A 19087-nucleotide genomic window follows, 5' to 3' on the forward strand; every position below is an offset into this window, starting at 1 on the left:
CCGCCGCATGCATGGAACCGTCGCCAGCGGTAAATCGTCGGATATGACCAGCAACGCCGTACCCGCGCCGGGACCGGACCGGGTCCCGGCCGACGCACCCGCCGATTCCGTTCGCGACACCGCCCCGGCAACCCCGGCGACGTCGCAGCCCACCGCACCGGAGACATTTCCGGTAGCGCCCGAACCCGCACCGGCCACCCCGAATCTCGCCACGAAAGCGGGTTACACCTGGACTGCCCTGGTGGCCGCCGCCGTGCTCGGTGTGCTGCTGTTGATCTTCATCCTGCAGAATTCGGACAAGACTCGCATCTCGTTGTTCTTCTGGACCCTGACGCTGCCGCTCGGTGTCACGATCCTGCTGTCCGGCATCGCCGGGGCCCTGCTGATGGCGCTCGTCGGCGGATGGCGCATCCTGCAGTTGCGCCGGGTGGTGAAGAAGGGCTGACCGCGCGTCGCGGTGGACTGCTCAGAGCAGCGCGGTGAACACCAGCCAGGCCACGAACGCCGACGGCAGCATCGAATCGAGCCGGTCCATGATGCCGCCGTGGCCGGGCAGCAGCGTGCCCATGTCCTTGATGCCGAGTTCCCGCTTGATCTGCGATTCGATCAGGTCACCGCAGGTGGCGACGAAGACCAAGCCCACACCCAGCACCACGCCCACCCAGGAGTTGGCCTGCAGCAGCAATGTCACGGTGAGCAGGCCGCCGATCACGCAGAACACCAGCGAACCGCCGAAACCCTCCCAGGATTTCTTCGGGCTGATCGCCGGGACCATCGGGTGCCGGCCGAACAGCACACCCGCCGCGTAGCCGCCGACGTCGGAGCACACCACGAGGATCATGAACGTCAGCACTCGCAGGTTGCCGCGCGGCTCGGACAGCAACAGCACCGCGAACGACGCCAGCAGCGGGATCCAGGACACGACGAACACCGTGATCGCGGTGTCGCGCAAGAAGTTTCGCGGGGTCGCGGCCAGGCCGTGGTCGAACAGTCGCCAGGCCATGCACGCCAGTGCCGTCGCCCCGAACGCCCCGGCCACGCCCGTGGTGCCGTACGGCCAGGCCAGCCAGACGATCGCCTGACCGCCGACCAGCAGCGGAATGCGCGGCACCAGCACGTCGGCCTCGCGCAGCCGCTTCGCGACCTCCCAGGTGGCGACGGCGATCGCGACCGCGATCACGCCGACTAGCACCCGGGGCGCCCACAGCAGGATCGCGATCAGCGACAGGCCCAATGTCATGCCGACCAGCAGTGCGGCCGGTAAGTTGCGGCCGGCGCGCCTGGTCGGCTGCCCGGAGGGCGCGGCGGTCGCGTCCACTACGGTGTCGTCTCCGGTCGTCTCGGCTGCCGGCTGACCGGCCGCGGCTTCATCGGCCACGATTGTCCCGTCGCTCACCTGTCGTCCATTTCGTCCCGCAATCCCCCCGGTCGACCGGTATTACCGGTCAGACCTCGAGCAGTTCAGATTCCTTGTGCTTGACCAGTTCGTCGATACTCGTGACGTACTTGGCGGTGGTCTTGTCCAGTTCCTTCTCGGCGCGGCCGACCTCGTCCTCGCCGGCCTCGCCGTCCTTCTGGATGCGACCGAGTTCGTCCATCGCCTTGCGGCGGACGTTGCGGATGGCGATCTTCGCGTCCTCGCCCTTGCCCTTGGCCTGCTTCACCAGTTCGCGGCGCCGCTCCTCGGTCAGCTGCGGGATCAGCACGCGGATGATCTGACCGTCGTTGGTGGGGTTGACGCCGAGGTCCGAATTGCGAATGGCGGTCTCGATCGCGCGCAACTGGCCCTGCTCGTACGGCTTGATGATGACCATCCGCGGCTCCGGCACCGTGATGCTGGACATCTGCGTGACCGGCGTCGGGGACCCGTAGTAATCGACGACGACCCTGGAGAACATGCCCGGATTAGCGCGACCGGTCCGGATGGCACCGAGGTCGTCCTTCGCCACCGAGACAGCCTTCTCCATCTTCTCCTCGGCGTCGAAGAGTGCTTCTTCAATCACGGCCGTTTCCTCCACAGCGTTCGTCGTCTTGTCGATCCCGGGTATCGGGCGCGCCCGGCGCACGATTCCCGGGCGAGCCCGGCACGGACTCAGGACCGAACCAGTGTGCCGATCTTCTCACCGGCCACCGCGCGGGCGATATTGCCCTTCGTCAAGAGATTGAACACCAGCATCGGCATCTGGTTGTCCATACAGAGACTGAACGCGGTGGCATCCGCGACCTTCAAGCCGCGCTCGATGACCTCTTTGTGAGTGACCTCGGAAAACATCTCCGCATTCGGATTGAGCTTCGGATCGTCGGTGTAGACGCCGTCGACCGCCTTCGCCATCAGCACGACCTCGGCGCCGATCTCCAGGGCCCGCTGCGCGGCGGTGGTGTCGGTGGAGAAGTACGGCATACCCATGCCCGCACCGAAGATCACCACCCGGCCCTTCTCCAGATGCCGTTTGGCCCGCAGCGGGATGTACGGCTCCGCGACCTGGCCCATGGTGATGGCCGTCTGCACCCGGGTGTCGACGCCCTGCTGCTGCAGAAAGTCTTGCAGCGCAAGGCTGTTCATCACCGTGCCGAGCATGCCCATGTAGTCGGAGCGAGCGCGTTCCATGCCGCGCTCCTCCAACTCGGCGCCGCGGAAGAAGTTGCCGCCGCCGATCACGACGGCGACCTGCACGCCGCCGGAGACGACCTCGGCGATCTGCTCGGCGACCGTCTGCACGACGTCCGGATCGAGACCCACCGTGCCACCACCGAACATTTCGCCACCCAGTTTGAGGAGTACTCGGCGATAGCCCTTACGGGCCGGCTCCGGCTCGGACATCGGTCTCCTTCTCCTCAGCAGGGATGCATACGCGCGAATACACCATCCGATATCGCGCGGGCCCTGGACGGCGGCAAAGCTCCACCTATCCTGCCCTACGCGGGCACGGAAGCGTGAATCGGCCCACAACTGCCGACCCGGTGCAAGCTCACCGGTCGCTCACAGGGATCTCACCGCTGCGAGAGAGTGAATGGACATCGTGATCGCCTCACTCGACACCTCCACGGTGCCGCCGCGACTCGCGGCCCCCCGCGCTCCCGGCCGGAGCAAGCTCGCCGCCGAACGCGCCGGCCTCGCCGCTCTGCTGATCGCGACGGCGGTGATGTACCTCTGGAACATCACCGTCGACGGGATGGGCAACCAGTTCTACGCCGGCGCCGCCTGGGCCGGATCCCGGAACTGGGAGGCCCTGCTGTTCGGTTCGCTCGACGCCGGAAATTTCATCACCGTCGACAAGCCCCCGGTGTCGCAGTGGGTGATGGGATTGTCCGGCCGGATCTTCGGCTTCTCCAGCGCGTCCATGCTGATACCGCAGGCGCTGATGGCGGTGGCCGCGGTGGCGCTGCTCTACGGCGCCATCCGGCGGGTCACCGGCAGCCACTACACCGGTCTGCTCGCGGGGGCCGCGCTGGCGCTGATCCCGGTCGCCGCGTTGATGTTCCGGTTCAACAATCCCGACGCCGCGATGGTGCTGCTGATGACAGCCGGCGCCTACGCGACCGTGCGGGCGCTGCAACGGGCCTCGACGTTGTGGCTCGCGCTCGCCGGTGTGGCGCTGGGCTTCGCGTTCCTGGCGAAGATGCTGGAGGGGGTGATGGTGCTGCCCGCGCTGGGGCTGGCCTATCTGATCGCCGCACCCACTCCGATCCGCACCCGGCTCCTGCAACTGCTCGCCGCGCTGGTCGCGATGCTGGTGTCCGCGGGGTGGTACGTGGCGCTGACGCTGGTGTGGCCGGCGTCGAGTCGGCCCTACCTCGCGGGATCGACCGACAACAACTTCATGAATCTGGTGCTCGGGTACAACGGGTTCGCGCGGATCCTGGGCCGCAATCGTGGTGGTGGCGGACGTGGCGCCACGCCGCCCGTGCCCAGTTCCGGCGGAAACGCGGCGACGGCGGTACCCGGACCCGCCGGACCCGCCGCGACGGCGGTACCCGCGCCGGCCGGGCGCGGTGGCGGCGGCTTCGGCGGTAACCAGGTCCGCGGTGTGGAACGGCTGTTCTCCGGTGAGTTCGGCTTCGAGATCGGGTGGCTGCTGCCCGCGGCGCTGCTGGCCCTGGTGCTGGTGCTGGTCGCCCGGCGTCGCGCACCGCGTACCGATCTGGTGCGGGCGGGGGCGATCGTGTTCGGCGGGTGGGTCGTCATCGACGGTCTCGTACTCAGCTATATGAAGAATCTGGCGCATCCGTACTACACGCTGTCCATCGCGCCCGCGGTCGCCGGCATGTTCGCGATCGGGATCCACGAGATGTGGGTCCACCGGCACACGGTGTTCGGCCGGCTGGGTCTCGCCGGGCTGATCGCGGTCACGGGCGTGTGGAGTTTCGTTCTGCTGCACCGCAATTCGGGGTGGTATCCGGAGTTGCGGTGGGTGATCCTGGTGGTCGCGCTGTTCGCCGCCGCGCTGGTGGCGATGCCCTGGGATCGGGGTGGCAGCCGCCGGATCGCGGGTGCGGCGCTCACCCTCGGCCTGATCGGCAGTCTCGCGGGTCCGGCGGCCTATTCGCTGGCCACCGTCGGTACCGCGCATTCCGGCGGCGGGCCGACCGTGGGCCCGGCCCGGGCGGACGGTCGCGGCGGATTCGGTCAGGCACAGTCGAATCCGCAGCTGTCGGCACTGTTGAGCGCGACAACCTCCACCTGGGCGTCGGCGATCAACGGATCCTCCGCGGCGGCGGCCCTGGAGATCGAGAGCGACAAGTCCGTGATGGCGATCGGCGGCTTCTCCGGAAGCGATCCGACGCCGACGCTGGCCGAATTCCAGGCCGATGTGAAGGCCGGGAAAGTGACGTATTACGTCGTCTCCGGCCAAGGCGCACGCGGCGGGAACGATAGCGCTGCGGACACCCGGAGCGCGGGCGACAATGCCACCACCGGCCGGGACAGGGCAGGTAACGGCGGGGCAGGCAACACCACCGCGGGCAACGACGGAAATGGCAACGGCGCCAACCGTAATGCCGGAAGCGGCAACAACAGCGGCGGCTTCGGCCGCAACCAGCACACCGACATCAGCGACTGGGTGACAGCCACGTTCACCCCGCAGCAGGTCGGCGCGGCGACGGTCTACAACCTGTCCGGCTATACCGGTTAGCTCCACGAAAAAGCCCCCGGCGCAACGAAATTCGCTGCGCCGGGGGCTTTCGGCTTTCGCGACCGAGCGGGCCGATCAGGCCTGGCCGACCTCGAACCGGGCGAAGCGGGTCACGGTGACACCGGCCTCGTCCAGCAGCTGCTTCACGGTCTTCTTGCTGTCGGTGACCGACGACTGCTCCAGCAGGACGACGTCCTTGTAGAAGCCGTTGACGCGGCCCTCGACGATCTTCGGCAGCGCGCCCTCCGGCTTGCCCTCCTCGCGGGCGGTCGCCTCGGCGATGCTGCGCTCCTTCGCGACCACGTCGGCGGGCACCTCGTCGCGCGTCACGTACTTGGCCTTCAGCGCGGCGATCTGCATGGCGGCGGCGCGAGCGGCCTCACCGGCCGCGTCGCCGGAGCCCTGGTACTCGACCAGCACGCCGACGGCCGGCGGCAGGTCCGAGGAACGCTTGTGCAGGTAGGTCGCGACCGGGCCGTCGAACGAGACGACGCGGCGCAGCTCCAGCTTCTCGCCGATCTTCGCGGCCAGCTCCTGCACGACCTGGTCGGCGGTCTTGCCGTTGACGTCGACGGCCTTCAGCGCCTCGAGGTCGGTCGGGTGGACCTTGGAAGCGGCGTCGACGATATCGCCGGCGACGTTCTGGAACTCGTCGTTCTTCGCGACGAAGTCGGTCTCGGAGTTGAGCTCGATCATCACGCCGTTCTGCGCGGCGACCAGGCCCTCGGCGGTGGCGCGCTCGGCGCGCTTGCCCACGTCCTTGGCGCCCTTGATGCGGAGCACCTCGACGGCCTTCTCGAAATCGCCGTCGCTCTCTTCCAGCGCCTTCTTGCAGTCCATCATGCCGGAGCCGGTCAGCTCACGGAGCCGCTTCACATCGGCGGCGGTGTAGTTCGCCATCCTGGCGAGCCTCCTTGTAGGTTTCGGGTCTTCGACAACACCATGCCGACCACTTCCTAACAGGAAGGGCCGGCACGGTGAACAAAGTCGCGGTGGCGACTGCCGCTTACTCGGCGGCCGGGGCCGACGCTTCGGCGGTCTCGGCGGCCGGAGCAGCCTCGGTGACCGGGGCTTCGGCAGCCGGAGCCTCGGTAGCCGGGGCCTCGCCGGCCGGAGCGGCCTCAGCGGACTCGGTGGCCGGGGTGGCCTGAGCCAGCAGCTCCTGCTCCCACTCCGCGAGCGGCTCACCGGCGCCGGCTTCCGGCTTGGCATCGCCGGAGGCGCGCGCGGCACGGGCCTGCACACCCTCGGCGACCGCGGAAGCGACGACCTTGGTCAGCAGCGCGGCCGAGCGGATCGCGTCGTCGTTGCCCGGGATCGGGTAATCGACCAGGTCGGGGTCGCAGTTGGTATCCAGGATCGCGATGACCGGGATGTTCAGCTTGCGAGCCTCGCCGACGGCGATGTGCTCCTTGTTGGTGTCGACGACCCAGATGGCCGAGGGCACCTTCTGCATGTCGCGGATGCCGCCGAGGGTGCGCTCCAGCTTGGTCTTCTCACGCGTGAGCATGAGGATTTCCTTCTTGGTGCGGCCCTCGAAGCCACCGGTCTGCTCCATCGCCTCGAGTTCCTTCAGGCGCTGCAGCCGCTTGTGCACGGTCGAGAAGTTGGTGAGCATGCCGCCCAGCCAGCGCTGGTTCACGTAGGGCATGCCGACGCGGGTCGCCTCGGCGGCGATGGACTCCTGCGCCTGCTTCTTGGTGCCGACGAACAGCACGGTCCCACCGTGGGCGACGGTCTCCTTGACGAACTCGTACGCCTTGTCGATGTAGGTCAGCGTCTGCTGCAGGTCGATGATGTAGATGCCGTTGCGGTCGGTGATGATGAACCGCTTCATCTTCGGGTTCCACCGACGAGTCTGGTGCCCGAAGTGTGCGCCGCTGTCGAGCAGCTGCTTCATGGTCACGACAGCCATTGCTGCGTTCCCGCCTTTCGTTGCCGGTTGTTGCAGGGATCGTTGCGACCTCTGCCCTGGCGTCCGCGGCCGCCGGACCCGCGGTAACGGGACCAGCCGGCGGCACTTGTGCGCCGGACGCGCGAAGTCGGCCCGCCGAGCGGACCGCGGGACCAGTGTACGCAGACCCGGTACGACGGCATAAACGGGGTGGTCGGAGCGGGTTGTCCACAAGCCGGCGACTCTCCACAGGGTAACTGTCGGCCCAGGTCGGCGGATCGGCGTCCGACGGCCCGGCGCGCAGCCTGGGCGGGTGGCACACAATCTGGCGCTCGGCGCACACGGAGAAGAGCTGGCGGCGCGTTTTCTGCGCGAGGCCGGGATGGAGATCATCGCGCGCAACTGGCGCTGCCGCTACGGCGAGCTGGATCTGATCGCGCGGGACGCGGAGGTCACCGCCTTCGTGGAGGTGAAGACCCGCACGGGGCTCGGCTTCGGGGTGCCCGCGGAGGCGGTCACGTTCAGCAAACAGCAACGCATCCGCAGGCTGGCACTGCTGTGGCTCAACGAACAGGACGGACCGTGGCTGCGGATCCGGTTCGATGTGGTCTCCGTCCTCGTACCACCGCGCGGTGAGCCGACCGTCGACCATCTGCGGGCGGTGTTCTGATGGCGCTGGGCCGGGCCCACTCGGTCGCGGTCACCGGGGTGGACGGCCAGCTGGTCGAGATCGAGGCCGATGTGGGGCAGGGTCTGCCCTCGGTGCACCTCGTCGGTCTCCCGGACACCACGCTGCAGGAGTCGCGCGACCGCGTACGCGCGGCGGTGGCGAATTCCGGCGAGAAGTGGCCCGACGGCCGGGTCATCCTCGCGTTGTCCCCGGCGACGCTGCCGAAGGTCGGCAGCGTGTACGACCTGGCCCTGGCCGCGGCGGTCCTCGATGCCGGCGGTTCGGTCCCGGCGCAACGGCTTTCGGGGACCGTGTTGCTCGGTGAGCTGGCGCTCGACGGCCGGGTACGGCGAGTGCGGGGCATCCTCCCCGCGGTGCTCACCGCCCGGAAGGCCGGCCGGTCCACCGTCGTGGTCCCGGAATGCGTGCTGATGGAGGCGGGCCTGGTCGACGGCATCACGATCCTCGGCGCGGCCACGCTGCGCGAGCTGATCGACTGGCTGCGCGGCGACGGCGAACTGCACCGGCCCGGGTCGGTGCTGCCGCCGGCCGACCGGCCCGGCGGCGATCTCAGCGAGGTGGTCGGCCAGAACGAGGCGCGCTGGGCACTCGAGGTGGCCGCGGCCGGCGGCCACCACCTGCTGCTGACCGGACCACCCGGCATCGGCAAAACCATGCTGGCACAGCGCCTGCCGAGCCTGCTTCCGCCGCTGACGGAGACGGAGTCGCTGGAGGTCACCGCGATCCATTCGGTGGCCGGGACGCTCTCCGGCGAGCATCCGCTGATCACCGTCCCGCCGTTCGTCGCCCCGCACCATTCGACCTCGGTCAGCGCGATGGTCGGCGGCGGCACCGGTTCGGCGCGACCGGGGGCGGTCAGCCGGGCGCATCGCGGGGTGCTGTTCCTCGACGAGTGCGCGGAGATCAGCACCAAGGTACTGGAGGCGCTGCGAACCCCGTTGGAGGAGGGCGAGATTCGCATCGCACGCCGTGACGGCGTGGCCCGATACCCCGCGCGTTTCCAGCTCATTCTGGCCGCGAATCCGTGTCCGTGCGCGCCGGCCCGCGACGTCGACTGCATCTGCGCCCCGCTCGCGCGGCGCCGGTATCTCGGCAAACTGTCCGGGCCCCTGATGGACCGGATCGACATCTGGGTGCAGATGTACGGTCAGGCCGCCGGGGCGTTCGCCGCGCAGGAGGCCGAGAGCAGCGAGGTGGTCCGGGCGCGGGTCGCGTCCGCGCGCACCGCGGCGGTGGCACGCTGGCGCGAGTACGGCTGGTCCACCAACGCCGAGGTGCCAGGACATGTGCTGCGCCAACGGTTCCGGCTGCCCCGCGAATCGCTCGCGCCGGTCGAGAACGCGCTGCGGCACGGCCGGATGTCGGCCCGCGGCGCCGACCGGGCGATCCGGGTCGCCTGGACCATGTGCGACCTGCGCGGCGGGGAGATCCCGGTCGTTCAGGATGTGTTGCAGGCGTTGAACTTCCGGCAACGGGGCGCGGCATGACCGAGGATGCCGATGCGCGGCGAACGGCCTGGATGTACCTGTCCCGGGTGGTGACGGGCCCGTGTCCGGCACTGTCCGCGCTCATCGACCGGATCGGCGTGACGGAGGCCGCCCGCGCGGTGCGGGAGTGCGACCTGCCGGAGTCGTTGCGGGGACCGACCGAGCTTCGCCGCGGAATCGATTGCGCGGAACGAGATCTGGAGACCATCGCCCGGCTTGGCGGCCGGGTGCTGACCCCGGACGATGTCGAGTGGCCGAGCTGGCGGATGCTGGCGCTGGGGCAACTGGACGCCGCCCGGGACCAGAGCGCCGTCGTGCCGCTGGTGCTGTGGGTGCGCGGCCCGCTGTCGCTGCCGGATTCCACCGAACAGGCGCTCGCCGTGGTGGGCGCCCGCTGCAGCACCGGCTACGGCGAACAGGTGGCGGCGGAGATCGTGGGCGACCTGGCCGGCCAGGGCTGGACCATCGTGTCCGGCGCGGCCTTCGGGATCGACGGCACCGCGCACCGGGCGGCCCTCGCCGCCGGCGGCACCACCGTCGCCGTCCTCGGTTGCGGAATCGACCGCCCGTATCCGGCCCAGCACGAACGCCTGCTCGCCGAGATCGCCGAGACCGGGCTGGTGATCAGCGAATACCCGCCCGGCACCACCGCGCACAAACACCATTTCCTCGCCCGCAACCGCCTGATCGCCGCCCTGTCCGACGCCGTGCTGGTGGTGGAGGCCGGATCACGCAGCGGCGCGCGCAACACCGTGAAATGGGCACGCCGACTGGGCCGTCCGGCTCTGGCGGTACCGGGCCCCGTCACCTCCGCGGCCTCCGTGGGCTGCCACCGCATGATCCGCGACGGCGAGGCGATGCTCGTCACCCGCGCGGAGGAGGTCCTCGACGAGGCCGGGCCGCTCCGCCTGTCCGTACCCGACCGGGTCGTCGCCGACGACCGGACACCCGACGGTGACGAGGGTCTGGTCTATGCCGCGCTCCCCCAGATCGGTTCCCGCGTACCGGACGACCTGGCCGAGCTGTCGGGCCTGCCGTTGTCCGCGGTCCGAGCCGCCCTGCCGGCCCTCGAGATGGCGGGCCTCGTGGGCTCCGACGCCTCCGGCTGGTTCCGTCTCACCCGCACCGGAAGGTCCGCCCGATGAAACGAGCACCGAACGACACCAGCCCGCACGGTCCGAATGTCGAGTTGCTCTGCCGGACGAACGAATTCCGGCAGAACTGGAAACCGTTCGCCCGCACCGGCACACCGCTGCCGAACCGGCCGCCGTACACCACGCAGCGCCGCGCGACGCCGAACGTCGACGCCCCGATCCGGGCGATCGGCGGGGAGTCCCGCACACGGCCGGCGACCACGGAAATCGCCGTCGCACGCGGTCTTCGACAAGCGCCCGGGGGGTCATCGAACAGGGCACGCCCGGATCGCGGCGGGGAGTCCCGCACAGGGCCGTGGCCCACGGATATCGCCGTCGCGCGCGGTCTTCGACAAGCGGGCCGAGGGTCATCGAACGGGGCACACCCAGATTGCGGCGGGGAGTCCCGCACAGGGCCGTGGCCCACGGACGTCGCCGTCGCACGCGGTCTTCGACAAGCGCGCCGGGGGTCGTCGATCGGGGCACGCCCGGATCGCGGCGCGGAGACTTGCGGGGGCGGTCCGGACCGGGGACGGTGGTCGGATGGAAGAGTTGCCCGCGGAGTCGGAGGCGATGCTCGCGGAGTACGGGCAGCACTTGCGACTCGGCCGCAATCGGTCGGAGCACACGGTGCGTGCCTATCTGGGGGACGCTCGGTCGCTGCTGACGCAATTGGGTTCGGAGCGTGGCGAATTCGAGGTCGCGGACATCGACCTGGCGGGGTTGCGGTCGTGGCTGGCGGTGTTGTCGAAGCGCGGCTCGGCGCGGGCCACGATGGCGCGGCGGGCGTCGTCGGCGCGCACGTTCACCGCGTGGCTGCATCGCACCGGGCGGCTGGCGGTGGACCCGGGGCCGCGGCTGGCGGCGGCGAGGCCGCATCGGGCCCTCCCGGCGGTACTCGGGCACGAGCAGGCGAGGGAAGCCATGGCCGCCGCGGAATCCGGTGCGGCGCAGCAGGATCCGATGGCGTTGCGGGATCGGCTGATCGTGGAGCTGTTGTACGCGACGGGAATCCGGGTCAGCGAGCTGTGCGGTCTCGATCTCGACGACATCGATCGGGAGCGGCGGCTGGTGCGAGTGCTGGGCAAGGGGGGCAAACAGCGGATGGTGCCGTTCGGGGTGCCGGCGGAGGAGGCGCTGACCGCCTGGCTGCGGCACGGACGGCCCGCTCTCGCCACCGCGCGATCCGGGCCGGCGGTGCTGCTGGGGCGGCGCGGCGGGCGGCTCGATCAGCGTCAGGCCCGGACCGTCGTGCACGAGGTGGTGGCCGCGATACCGGGGGCGCCCGACATGGGACCGCACGGGCTGCGGCACACGGCCGCCACACATCTGCTGGAGGGCGGCGCCGACCTGCGGATCGTGCAGGAGGTGCTCGGGCACGCCAGTCTCGCCACCACCCAGCTCTACACCCATGTGTCCATCGAGCGGCTGAAGAAGGTGCACGATCAGGCGCACCCGCGCGCCTGAGCCGATCAGAGAATGCCGATCGCCGGATCGCGCAGATTCGGGGGCAGCAGCAACAGCAACCGGTGGTTGATCAGGGTCAGTTGCCAATGTTCCCCGGCCGCGATGATGCGACCGCCCTCCCGCAGCAGGCTCGCCGCCTCCGGAGTCGAGCGCAGCGCGTCCTCCAGGCTGTGGAAGAGCACCACCGGAAAATCCGGCGAGCGGCGGACCAGATCGACGTGATATTCCGAGGCCTCGTCGAGTTGTTTGCGCAGCGCCTTGGAGTTTCGCGTCTCGATGGCGTCCTCGGCGCGGGCCCGCAGGTCGGTGAGCCGGTGCCGGTCCCGTTCGGTGCCGATCTGATGGACCCGCATCTCGACGTAACCGAGCCGCTCATCGAGGTCGCGAACCAGTTCGGGCACCGCCAGCGCGTCGGCGACATCGTCCAGTTCGGCGTGCGCGTCACGCAGCCGGTCCTCGGCGGCGACCGCCGCGTCGGGGCTCGCGTCGGAGGCGGCGACCTGCTCGTGGGCGGTGGTCAGCGTGCCCTGGCGGTCGAAGGTCAGCAGCAGTTGCTGGGCCTGCGGCGCCAGATGCGCGGAGTTGCGCAGCAGATACAACCGCTGCTCGATCTCCCGCAGTTGCTCCCGCAGTTGCGGCGGCGTCGGGGGCGCCACCCCGTCGAGATTGATCACCGCGTCCGTCTGGATGTCCACGGCGGGTACATCGGCGACCACCGACACCATGCCGGAGACATCTATCTCGAAGGTGACCTCGACATCGCTGCCCATCGGCAGATCGACGGTGATGTCGGCCGACCGGACCTCCAGCATGCCGACCAGCCGGTTGCGCTCGCCCCGGCTGCGCTCCCCCTCCGCGACCGGAATACGCAGCACCGCATCCAGTTCCGTGCGGCGCAGCGCACCGGAGGTCTTGAAGGTCCGGTGACCGAGCGCGGGCAGCGTCACCCCCTTGCGCACGACCACCGAGAATCCGCCGTCGGCATGCTGCACGCCCAGCGAATCGGCCAGGCGGATGCCTTCGAACTCCGGGCCGAAGCGATGGGTGATGGTGAAAGTGCCCGGCTCCAGGGCGCATTCGGTGCCCGTACCGTCGAACAGCGCGACCCGGAATCGCGAGGTCTGCCGCGCGTCGATGTCGACCTCACAGGTGAAGGCGCCCTTGGCGTTCAGCGCGATGCGTGCCGAGCGGAACGGCGGCCGCGCATCCGGATTACTCAGTTCCACCGCGTATTTCGTCCAGGAGCCGGCCGGATCGCCGTGCACGCGGCCGGCCACCACCGGATCGGTGACGGTCACGGTCGGCTCGTGGGTCATCTCCAGCGCGAAACCACCGGGCCGCAAGGCGGGTGCGGCGCGGCGCGGGCGCCGGACGGTGCTCGCGAACAGCGCGGCGCCGTAGGCGACCACGGTGGTCGGATCGGCGCTGAAATCCAGTGGCGCACCGAGCCCGATCACCGGATCCGCCAGCCGTTCCCGCAGGCCGGGGGCCAGCGTCGTACCACCGACCAGCAACACCCGGTCGAGATGCTCTGTCTGCAGATCGGCTTCCGTCAGCGCCGACCGGGCCAGTTCGATCGCGCGCACATAGAACGGCTCGGCGACGACGTCGAGTGCCTCGCGCGGCAGGGTGACCTCGAAGGTCTCCTCCTGCCCGTCCACCACCAACTCGATGATGAGTTCCGCCGATTCGTTCTGGGAGAGGTCGATTTTCGCCTGCTCGGCGGCCGCCTTCAGCCGGGCGAAGTTGCCGCGCCAGCGCCGGACGGACCGGGTGAAGTCCTTCAGTCCCAGCTCCTGCGCGACGGCCGGCGCCAGCACCCGGTCGACGAGCGCCCAGTCGATCAGCTTGCCCCCCAGGCTCCGATCACCGGCATGATGCAACACCTGCAACTCTTCGTCGTCCCGGTACAGGACCGCGGCGTCGAATGTGCCACCGCCGAAGTCGAACACGAGCCAGCGCCCCCGGCCCGCCTGCTCCCGCAACCCGAACGCGAACGCCGCCGCGACCGGCTCCTGGACCAGCGGACAGGCACTGCCGAGGCCGGCCAGTTCCGCCGCCCGCAGCGTGGCGTTGCGCTGATTCAGCGCGAACGCGGCGGGCACGGTGATCACGGCCGCGTCCGGTGGTTCCCCCAGTGCGCTCGCGACGTTGTGCCGCAACGACTTCAGCACCTCGGCCGAGAGTTGCTCCGGGTTGAGTTCGACCTCGGCGCGGACGAACCGCATGGCCGTGCCCTCGTAACCCATCAACTGCTTGAACTCGGTCGCGGTGTTGTCCGGATCGGTCTCGGCGCGCTTCCGAGCGCGCTGGCCGACATAGACCGTGTCCGCCCGTGGCAGCCAGACCGCCGACGGTGTGGTGTCGGCGTTGTCGTTGTTCTTGACGACTGTGACCCGGCCACCGGCGGCGACGGCCACCGCACTGTTGGTGGTGCCCAGATCAATTCCGACGTCGATGGTGTCGCTCACGAATTCCGGCCTCCCTCCGGTTCGGCCCCGCCGGTCCGGTCGCCCGGCGGGATACCGACGATCACCTGTCCTCGCTGAATATGCCTGTCGCGGAAATAGATCGTAGGCCGCACGGTCGAGATCACGGTTTCCGCACCGATGTCCGGGTCTTCCTGGTAGTCCAGCACTTCGAGGTCACGGCCGGGATGGAAACGTTCACCGTCGTAGTCCTGGATCTCGAGCGCGGCCTCCGCGAACGCATTCCGGGACCGCGCGAGGTAACGCCCGACCTGTCGCACCGTATTCGACTGCTCCGCCGCCCGCAGCTTCCGCTCGGCCCGCCAGAGATTCGTCGCGGCCTCCGCCAGCGCCCGCTCGTGAACCCGCTCCCCAGCCGAACTCCCGCCCCCCGCCAACTCCCCCACTCCGAGCGGACCCGAACCCGTTGCCACCGAGCCCTTTTCGCCCGACACAGCTTCGCCCGACACAGCTTCGCCCGACACAGCTTCGCCCGACACAGCTTCGCCCGACACAGCTTCGCCCGACACAGCTTCGCCCGACACAGCTTCGCCCGACACAGCTTCGCCCGACACAGCTTCGCCCGACACAGCTTCGCCCGACACAGCTTCGCCCGACACAGCTTCGCCCGACGACGCATCCGCGCTCTGCGCGGATGCTGTCGTCGCCTCGGGCGCTGTCGTCGCCTCGGGCGCTGTCGTCGCCTCGGGCGCTGTCGTCGCCTCGGGCGCTGTCGTCGCCTCGGGCGCTGTCGTCGCCTCGGGCGCTGTCGTCGCCTCGGGCGCTGTCGTCGCCTCGGGCGCTGTCGTCGCCTCGGGCGCTGTCGTCGCCTCGGGCGCTGTCGTCGCCTCGGGCGCTGTCGTCGCCTCGGGCGCTGTCGCCGCCTCGGGCGCTGTCGCCGCCTCGGGCGCCGTCGCCGGAGCGGGTGGGTCCAGCGGGGCCAAGGCGGCGAGGGTGGCGGCGCGTAGGACGGCTCGGGCGCGGGGCAGCAGGTTCATGAGGCCCGGCCGGGGGGTGTGATGCGGTAGCCGGTGGTCGTCGGGGGGATGGGGGCTCGGGTGACCGATCCGACGGGGGTGCGTAGTGAGTTGTGGTCGGGCTGCGGGGTGGAGCAGCGGGCCAGTAGCAGGATCGAGAAGCCGAGGATCACGGTCACTCCGACGATGAGCAGGCTGGGGCGGACGGGTGGCCGTAGGTCGGTCAGGCTGGGCATGCGGCGGGCAGTCGCGACGGGCGTGCGTTGCCGGCCGACCGGTGGGAGGGTTGCGGGGAGTCGCGCCGGGTCCGGTGTCAGCGGCAGTGGATGGGTCGGCATGGTGAGCCGGTCGAGGGCGCGGGTGGTGTCGGCCAGTTCGCTTTCGACACCGGTCAATTGGGTGCGCAGCTTCTCCGTGGACTCTGGGGCGACGACGAGTTCCAGGGCGATGCGCAGCCAGTCGGCGGCCTGGTCGAGATTGGCTCGTCGTTGGGGCAGACCCGCGATCTGTTTCGGGTGCGGGGAGCGCGAGACCAGACGGTGTGCGCATTTGCCCAGCAGTGTGGCAGCGCGGTCTCGAACGACGGCGGTCCGCGGGTGGCGGGCAGCCGGGAGCAGCGCTTCCAGTTCCCGGGTGGCGGGGGCGATCGACTTGTCGACGCGCTGGGCGGCGGTCCGGAAATCCCCGAGTTCGAACATCCCGTAGGCCGCGTCCAGAGCGGCGATCGCGCCTTCGCGGAGGGGGGTCGCGAGTTGCTCCAGCAACCGCTCCCGGACCGCGTCGGGCATCGGCCACTCGCGGATCACGTCGTAGAGGTCCTGTTGCAGTTCCGGACGGGACTCCGCCAGTGCCAGCAGCGGTCCGACCAGAACGAGGGGAAGTTCGTCGGACAGTACGGTCAGGACCGATTCGCTCAGCCGCGGGTCGTCCAGCTCGGTCACCCGGCTCCGGATGTGACCGGCGAAACCGTCGCTGCGGATCGCCGCTTCCCAGGATCTGGCCGCCTCGCGCCAGTGCACTGTGGTACTCGCGCCGGGTGTTTCGGTCTCCGCCAGCGCGAAGCGATGCGCGGAGATCGCGGCGTCGTGCGCGGCGTGCGCGTCCGAATCGCAGCCGCAGCGGCCCGGCGGAGTGCCCCACATCCACAGCACCTCGTCGGCGATCCGGCGCCGCGGGTCGCCGAGCAGAAGATCGAAAGCGGTTCGGGCGCGGTCGGTATCGACGTGGAGCGTGTGGTCGAGGTCGGTGTCGGCACCGGCGGCCAGGGCCGCCAGCACGACTCGGCGGCGATCCCGCAAGGTCCGGCGGTCGGCGTCGGTGGCGACATTCACGAGACGGAATGCGTTGTCCCGGTACGGGTCCGGGCCCGCGAGCTCACGCAGACGCGCCGCGGTCACGTCAACCACCTCGCGCCACCCCCGTCCCGCATCCTTCGCCCGGACCGTCGTGGGAACGGCACGAACAGCCCCCTCACCAGGCGGGCTGATCGTCACTATACGAGCGCAGAGGGGAAAACGCTCGGCCGATCGGCACGAATTCTCGCACGGCTGTACGGATGTCGAGCAGGCGGAATCTCCCCTACCCGAGGCTTCCCCAGGGGCATCGGATGTTGCCCGCGTTCAGGATTCGCGGTGGTAGGCGAGTTCGAAGTCGAGTTCCCAGCGCTCGCCGTCGGCCGATCGTTCCCACAGTCCCGCGATCCGGCTGCAGTCGGCGAGATATCCCGTGAAGCGTTGTGAGAAGCCGGGTTCCGTGCGCCACAGTCGCCACACGCCGTCCTCGACGTTCATGTGGTAGACGCGCGAGACACCGCGGAGTCGTAGTACTGCTGGCGGAACGGGCCGTCCGGGCCGAGGCCGATGACGGCGATGCCGCTCGGGGCACCGGAATCGGCGGCGGTCGCGAATCGTTGCAGCAGGAAATGCCGTCCGTCGATCCATTCGAAGGTCGTGACACCGCCGCCCCGGGTGACCGGCGGCGCGTCCGGGGCGAAGAAACCCGCCGGGAAGGTCGCCGCCACCCGCCATCGACCCACCAGCGCGTCGAGGCGGTCCAGCACCACGTTCCGGATGGCGGGAATATCGTGCGGACCGTCTTCGGACTCCACCTCCGACCGCGACAGATCGGCCGGCGGCGGATCCTCTCGCGCCGTCATGCCACACACCTCCCGATTCGGCTGTTGTCGTCACAGGGTGGACGGTGTGGCCCAGCCGAATTCATCGCGCCGGCGATTCGCGGCCCGGAGGACGGACAGCGGCGAGGTACCGCTCCGCCATCCAGCGCTGAACCAATCGTGCGACCGGCCCTCCCAGGCGGATGTACCAGGCACCCGGACGGGAGAAGGCCGACACAACGCCGTACACGGCATCGTCGGCGGGATCGTATTCGACCGCGAACAGTTCCTCCCCGACCTCGGGATGGCCGGGCAGGGTGCCGTAGGCGAAGCCCCGGCGGTCGGGTTCGTCGAGCACGTAGACGACGCGGCAGGGGGCGACGAGGGCGAGCGGGCCGATTCCGAGCCGCACGGTCAGCAGGGTGCCCGGGGCGGCGACGGGTGTGTCGGCCGACTCGAAAATGCCTGTGCCGCGCTGCATCCGGTATGTGAGGATCTCCGTCGCGACCTGTTCGAACAGCTCGCGACCACTGCCGAGCCGGCGGCGGACGTGGAACCGGTGGTACCCCGGCGGGAACTCACCGCGGGTGGCGCCGACCTCGGCGTAGGTGAACGGGGGCTCTTCCGGCGACCTGGACATGCCTCCATCCTGGCGAAACGGCGGCGTGCGCGGCACACGATCCGCATCACAGAATTACGCCGAGCTATCGGCGATATTCTATGCTACGGTCTTTTAGGTAAACCTAATTATGGAGGTACCCACATGCCCCGACCCCGTGTCCCGCACAACTTCATCGTGCAGCGCACGCAACGACTGACCGATCACCTGATCCGCGTCCATCTCGGCGGACCCGCGTTCGACACCTTCCAGCCGAGCGGCTTCACCGACGCCTACGTCAAATTGCAGTTCCCCGGCCCCGACGGCGATACCGTCCGCACCTACACCGTGCGCTCGATCGATCCCGCGGCCCGGGAGATCGCCATCGACTTCGTGTACCACGGCGACGAGGGCGTCGCGGGCCCCTGGGCGGCCGCCGCGCAGCCGGGCGACCCGCTGACCATGTTCGGCCCCGGCGGTGCGTACGCACCCCGGCCGGAGGCCGATTGGCACCTGCTCGCCGGTGACGATTCGGCACTGCCGGCGATCGCCGCCGCCTGCGCCGCCCTGCCCGCCGACGCCCGCGGCCGGGTGTTCGTCGAGGTGGGCTCGGCCGCCGACGAACTCGATGTCGACCGGCCCGCCGGCGTCACCTTGACCTGGGTGCATCGTGGCGACGCGGCCCCGGGCGAGAACCTGGTGGCGGCCGTGCGCGCCGAGCCCTGGCCCGACGGCCGGGTGCAGGTCTTCATCCACGGCGAGGCCCAGGCCGTGATGCACACCCTGCGCCCCTACATCCGCAAGGAACGCGGCGTCCCCGCCGATTGGGCGTCGGTCTCCGGATACTGGCGCCTCGGCCGCACCGAGGAAGGCTTCCGCACCTGGAAGCGGGAACTCTCCGATCAAGAGGGCGAGCCGGTCGGCGGTCGCTCCTGACCGGCGGTGCAGGGTTCCGGCGATATCGCCGAACATGCCGCTCACCGGGTAGGTGTGCCGCCGAGAGCGTGACCCTGCGCCGCACCACCCGCCGGGTCCGGGCGCATCGCCCGGGCCCGCCCTCGCTTCCCGCCGAGCAGAACCTTCGGTCGAACTCCTCACTACGGCAACATATTTCGTGATGCCGTCGG

At 69.9% G+C, this 19087-nt stretch carries 18 protein-coding genes; 7 read left to right on the forward strand and 11 right to left on the reverse strand.

Going from position 1 to position 19087, the window contains the following annotated elements:
• Window positions 1–43 precede the first annotated feature (43 nt).
• Window positions 44–445, forward strand: a complete 402-nt coding sequence (locus NRB56_RS17980; protein ID WP_153343611.1) for a LapA family protein — start codon at window positions 44–46, stop codon at window positions 443–445.
• 21 nt (window positions 446–466) lie between these two features.
• On the opposite strand, the gene NRB56_RS17985 is transcribed toward NRB56_RS17980, so the two are convergent.
• The 3 genes from NRB56_RS17985 to pyrH form a co-directional block, all read right to left on the reverse strand.
• Window positions 467–1318: a phosphatidate cytidylyltransferase gene (locus NRB56_RS17985; RefSeq protein WP_319943177.1), complete on the reverse strand. Its 852-nt coding sequence runs from the start codon at window positions 1316–1318 to the stop codon at window positions 467–469.
• 127 nt (window positions 1319–1445) lie between these two features.
• A complete protein-coding gene (gene frr / locus NRB56_RS17990) occupies window positions 1446–2003 on the reverse strand; it encodes a ribosome recycling factor (protein ID WP_319943140.1) in 558 nt (185 codons plus the stop codon).
• Between the two features lie 89 nt (window positions 2004–2092).
• Complete coding sequence (pyrH, locus tag NRB56_RS17995) at window positions 2093–2821, reverse strand: UMP kinase (RefSeq protein ID WP_153343616.1); 729 nt, start codon at window positions 2819–2821, stop codon at window positions 2093–2095.
• A gap of 190 nt (window positions 2822–3011) precedes the next feature.
• On the opposite strand from pyrH, the gene NRB56_RS18000 reads away from it, so the two are divergent.
• A complete protein-coding gene (locus tag NRB56_RS18000) occupies window positions 3012–5132 on the forward strand; it encodes an ArnT family glycosyltransferase (RefSeq protein WP_153343617.1) in 2121 nt (706 codons plus the stop codon).
• Between the two features lie 75 nt (window positions 5133–5207).
• Here NRB56_RS18000 and tsf read toward each other — a convergent pair whose 3' ends face one another.
• Window positions 5208–6032, reverse strand: coding sequence for a translation elongation factor Ts (tsf, locus tag NRB56_RS18005; RefSeq protein ID WP_153343619.1), 825 nt, complete (start codon window positions 6030–6032; stop codon window positions 5208–5210).
• A 106-nt stretch (window positions 6033–6138) separates the two neighbouring features.
• Window positions 6139–7047, reverse strand: a complete 909-nt coding sequence (gene rpsB / locus NRB56_RS18010) for a 30S ribosomal protein S2 (RefSeq protein ID WP_153343621.1) — start codon at window positions 7045–7047, stop codon at window positions 6139–6141.
• Between the two features lie 292 nt (window positions 7048–7339).
• On the opposite strand from rpsB, the gene NRB56_RS18015 reads away from it, so the two are divergent.
• From NRB56_RS18015 to NRB56_RS18030, 4 genes are all read left to right on the forward strand, one after another.
• Entirely contained in the window at window positions 7340–7696 is a 357-nt protein-coding gene (locus NRB56_RS18015) for a YraN family protein (protein ID WP_319943141.1), read from the forward strand.
• Window positions 7696–9204 carry a YifB family Mg chelatase-like AAA ATPase gene (locus tag NRB56_RS18020; RefSeq protein WP_153343623.1) on the forward strand — a complete coding sequence of 503 codons (1509 nt, stop codon included), beginning with the start codon at window positions 7696–7698 and terminating at the stop codon, window positions 9202–9204. Before NRB56_RS18015 ends, NRB56_RS18020 begins: the two co-directional genes overlap by 1 nt.
• Window positions 9201–10349 (forward strand): DNA-processing protein DprA, encoded by a 1149-nt coding sequence (gene dprA, locus NRB56_RS18025; protein ID WP_153343625.1) that lies wholly within the window; start codon window positions 9201–9203, stop codon window positions 10347–10349. The genes NRB56_RS18020 and dprA overlap by 4 nt, the downstream gene beginning before the upstream one ends.
• 531 nt (window positions 10350–10880) lie before the next feature.
• The gene (locus NRB56_RS18030; RefSeq protein ID WP_153343627.1) at window positions 10881–11804 is read left to right on the forward strand and encodes a tyrosine recombinase XerC; all 924 of its coding nucleotides are present in this window, start codon (window positions 10881–10883) and stop codon (window positions 11802–11804) included.
• Between the two features lie 5 nt (window positions 11805–11809).
• Here the strand turns inward: NRB56_RS18030 and NRB56_RS40170 are convergent, their stop codons facing one another.
• The 6 genes from NRB56_RS40170 to NRB56_RS18060 all read right to left on the reverse strand — a co-directional run bounded on the left by NRB56_RS40170 (window position 11810) and on the right by NRB56_RS18060 (window position 18002).
• Window positions 11810–14275 carry an Hsp70 family protein gene (locus NRB56_RS40170; RefSeq protein WP_319943142.1) on the reverse strand — a complete coding sequence of 822 codons (2466 nt, stop codon included), beginning with the start codon at window positions 14273–14275 and terminating at the stop codon, window positions 11810–11812.
• 121 nt (window positions 14276–14396) lie between these two features.
• On the reverse strand, window positions 14397–14912 hold the full coding sequence (locus NRB56_RS40505) for a pentapeptide repeat-containing protein (protein WP_153343850.1): 516 nt from the start codon (window positions 14910–14912) through the stop codon (window positions 14397–14399).
• Window positions 14913–15266: 354 nt separating this feature from the next.
• Entirely contained in the window at window positions 15267–16646 is a 1380-nt protein-coding gene (locus tag NRB56_RS18050) for a hypothetical protein (protein ID WP_153343629.1), read from the reverse strand.
• A 222-nt stretch (window positions 16647–16868) separates the two neighbouring features.
• Window positions 16869–17039, reverse strand: a complete 171-nt coding sequence (locus NRB56_RS39075; RefSeq protein ID WP_227837895.1) for a hypothetical protein — start codon at window positions 17037–17039, stop codon at window positions 16869–16871.
• Entirely contained in the window at window positions 17036–17404 is a 369-nt protein-coding gene (locus NRB56_RS39080; RefSeq protein ID WP_227837897.1) for a DUF1579 domain-containing protein, read from the reverse strand. The genes NRB56_RS39075 and NRB56_RS39080 overlap by 4 nt, the downstream gene beginning before the upstream one ends.
• A gap of 61 nt (window positions 17405–17465) precedes the next feature.
• Window positions 17466–18002, reverse strand: a complete 537-nt coding sequence (locus tag NRB56_RS18060; RefSeq protein WP_153343631.1) for a DUF1990 family protein — start codon at window positions 18000–18002, stop codon at window positions 17466–17468.
• A gap of 123 nt (window positions 18003–18125) precedes the next feature.
• Here NRB56_RS18060 and NRB56_RS18065 point away from each other — a divergent pair, with 123 nt between their 5' ends.
• Complete coding sequence (locus NRB56_RS18065) at window positions 18126–18896, forward strand: siderophore-interacting protein (protein WP_153343633.1); 771 nt, start codon at window positions 18126–18128, stop codon at window positions 18894–18896.
• Window positions 18897–19087 lie beyond the last annotated feature (191 nt).

This window comes from Nocardia aurantia, from assembly GCF_009604425.1.
GTDB classification, from domain to species: Bacteria; Actinomycetota; Actinomycetes; order Mycobacteriales; family Mycobacteriaceae; genus Nocardia; species Nocardia aurantia.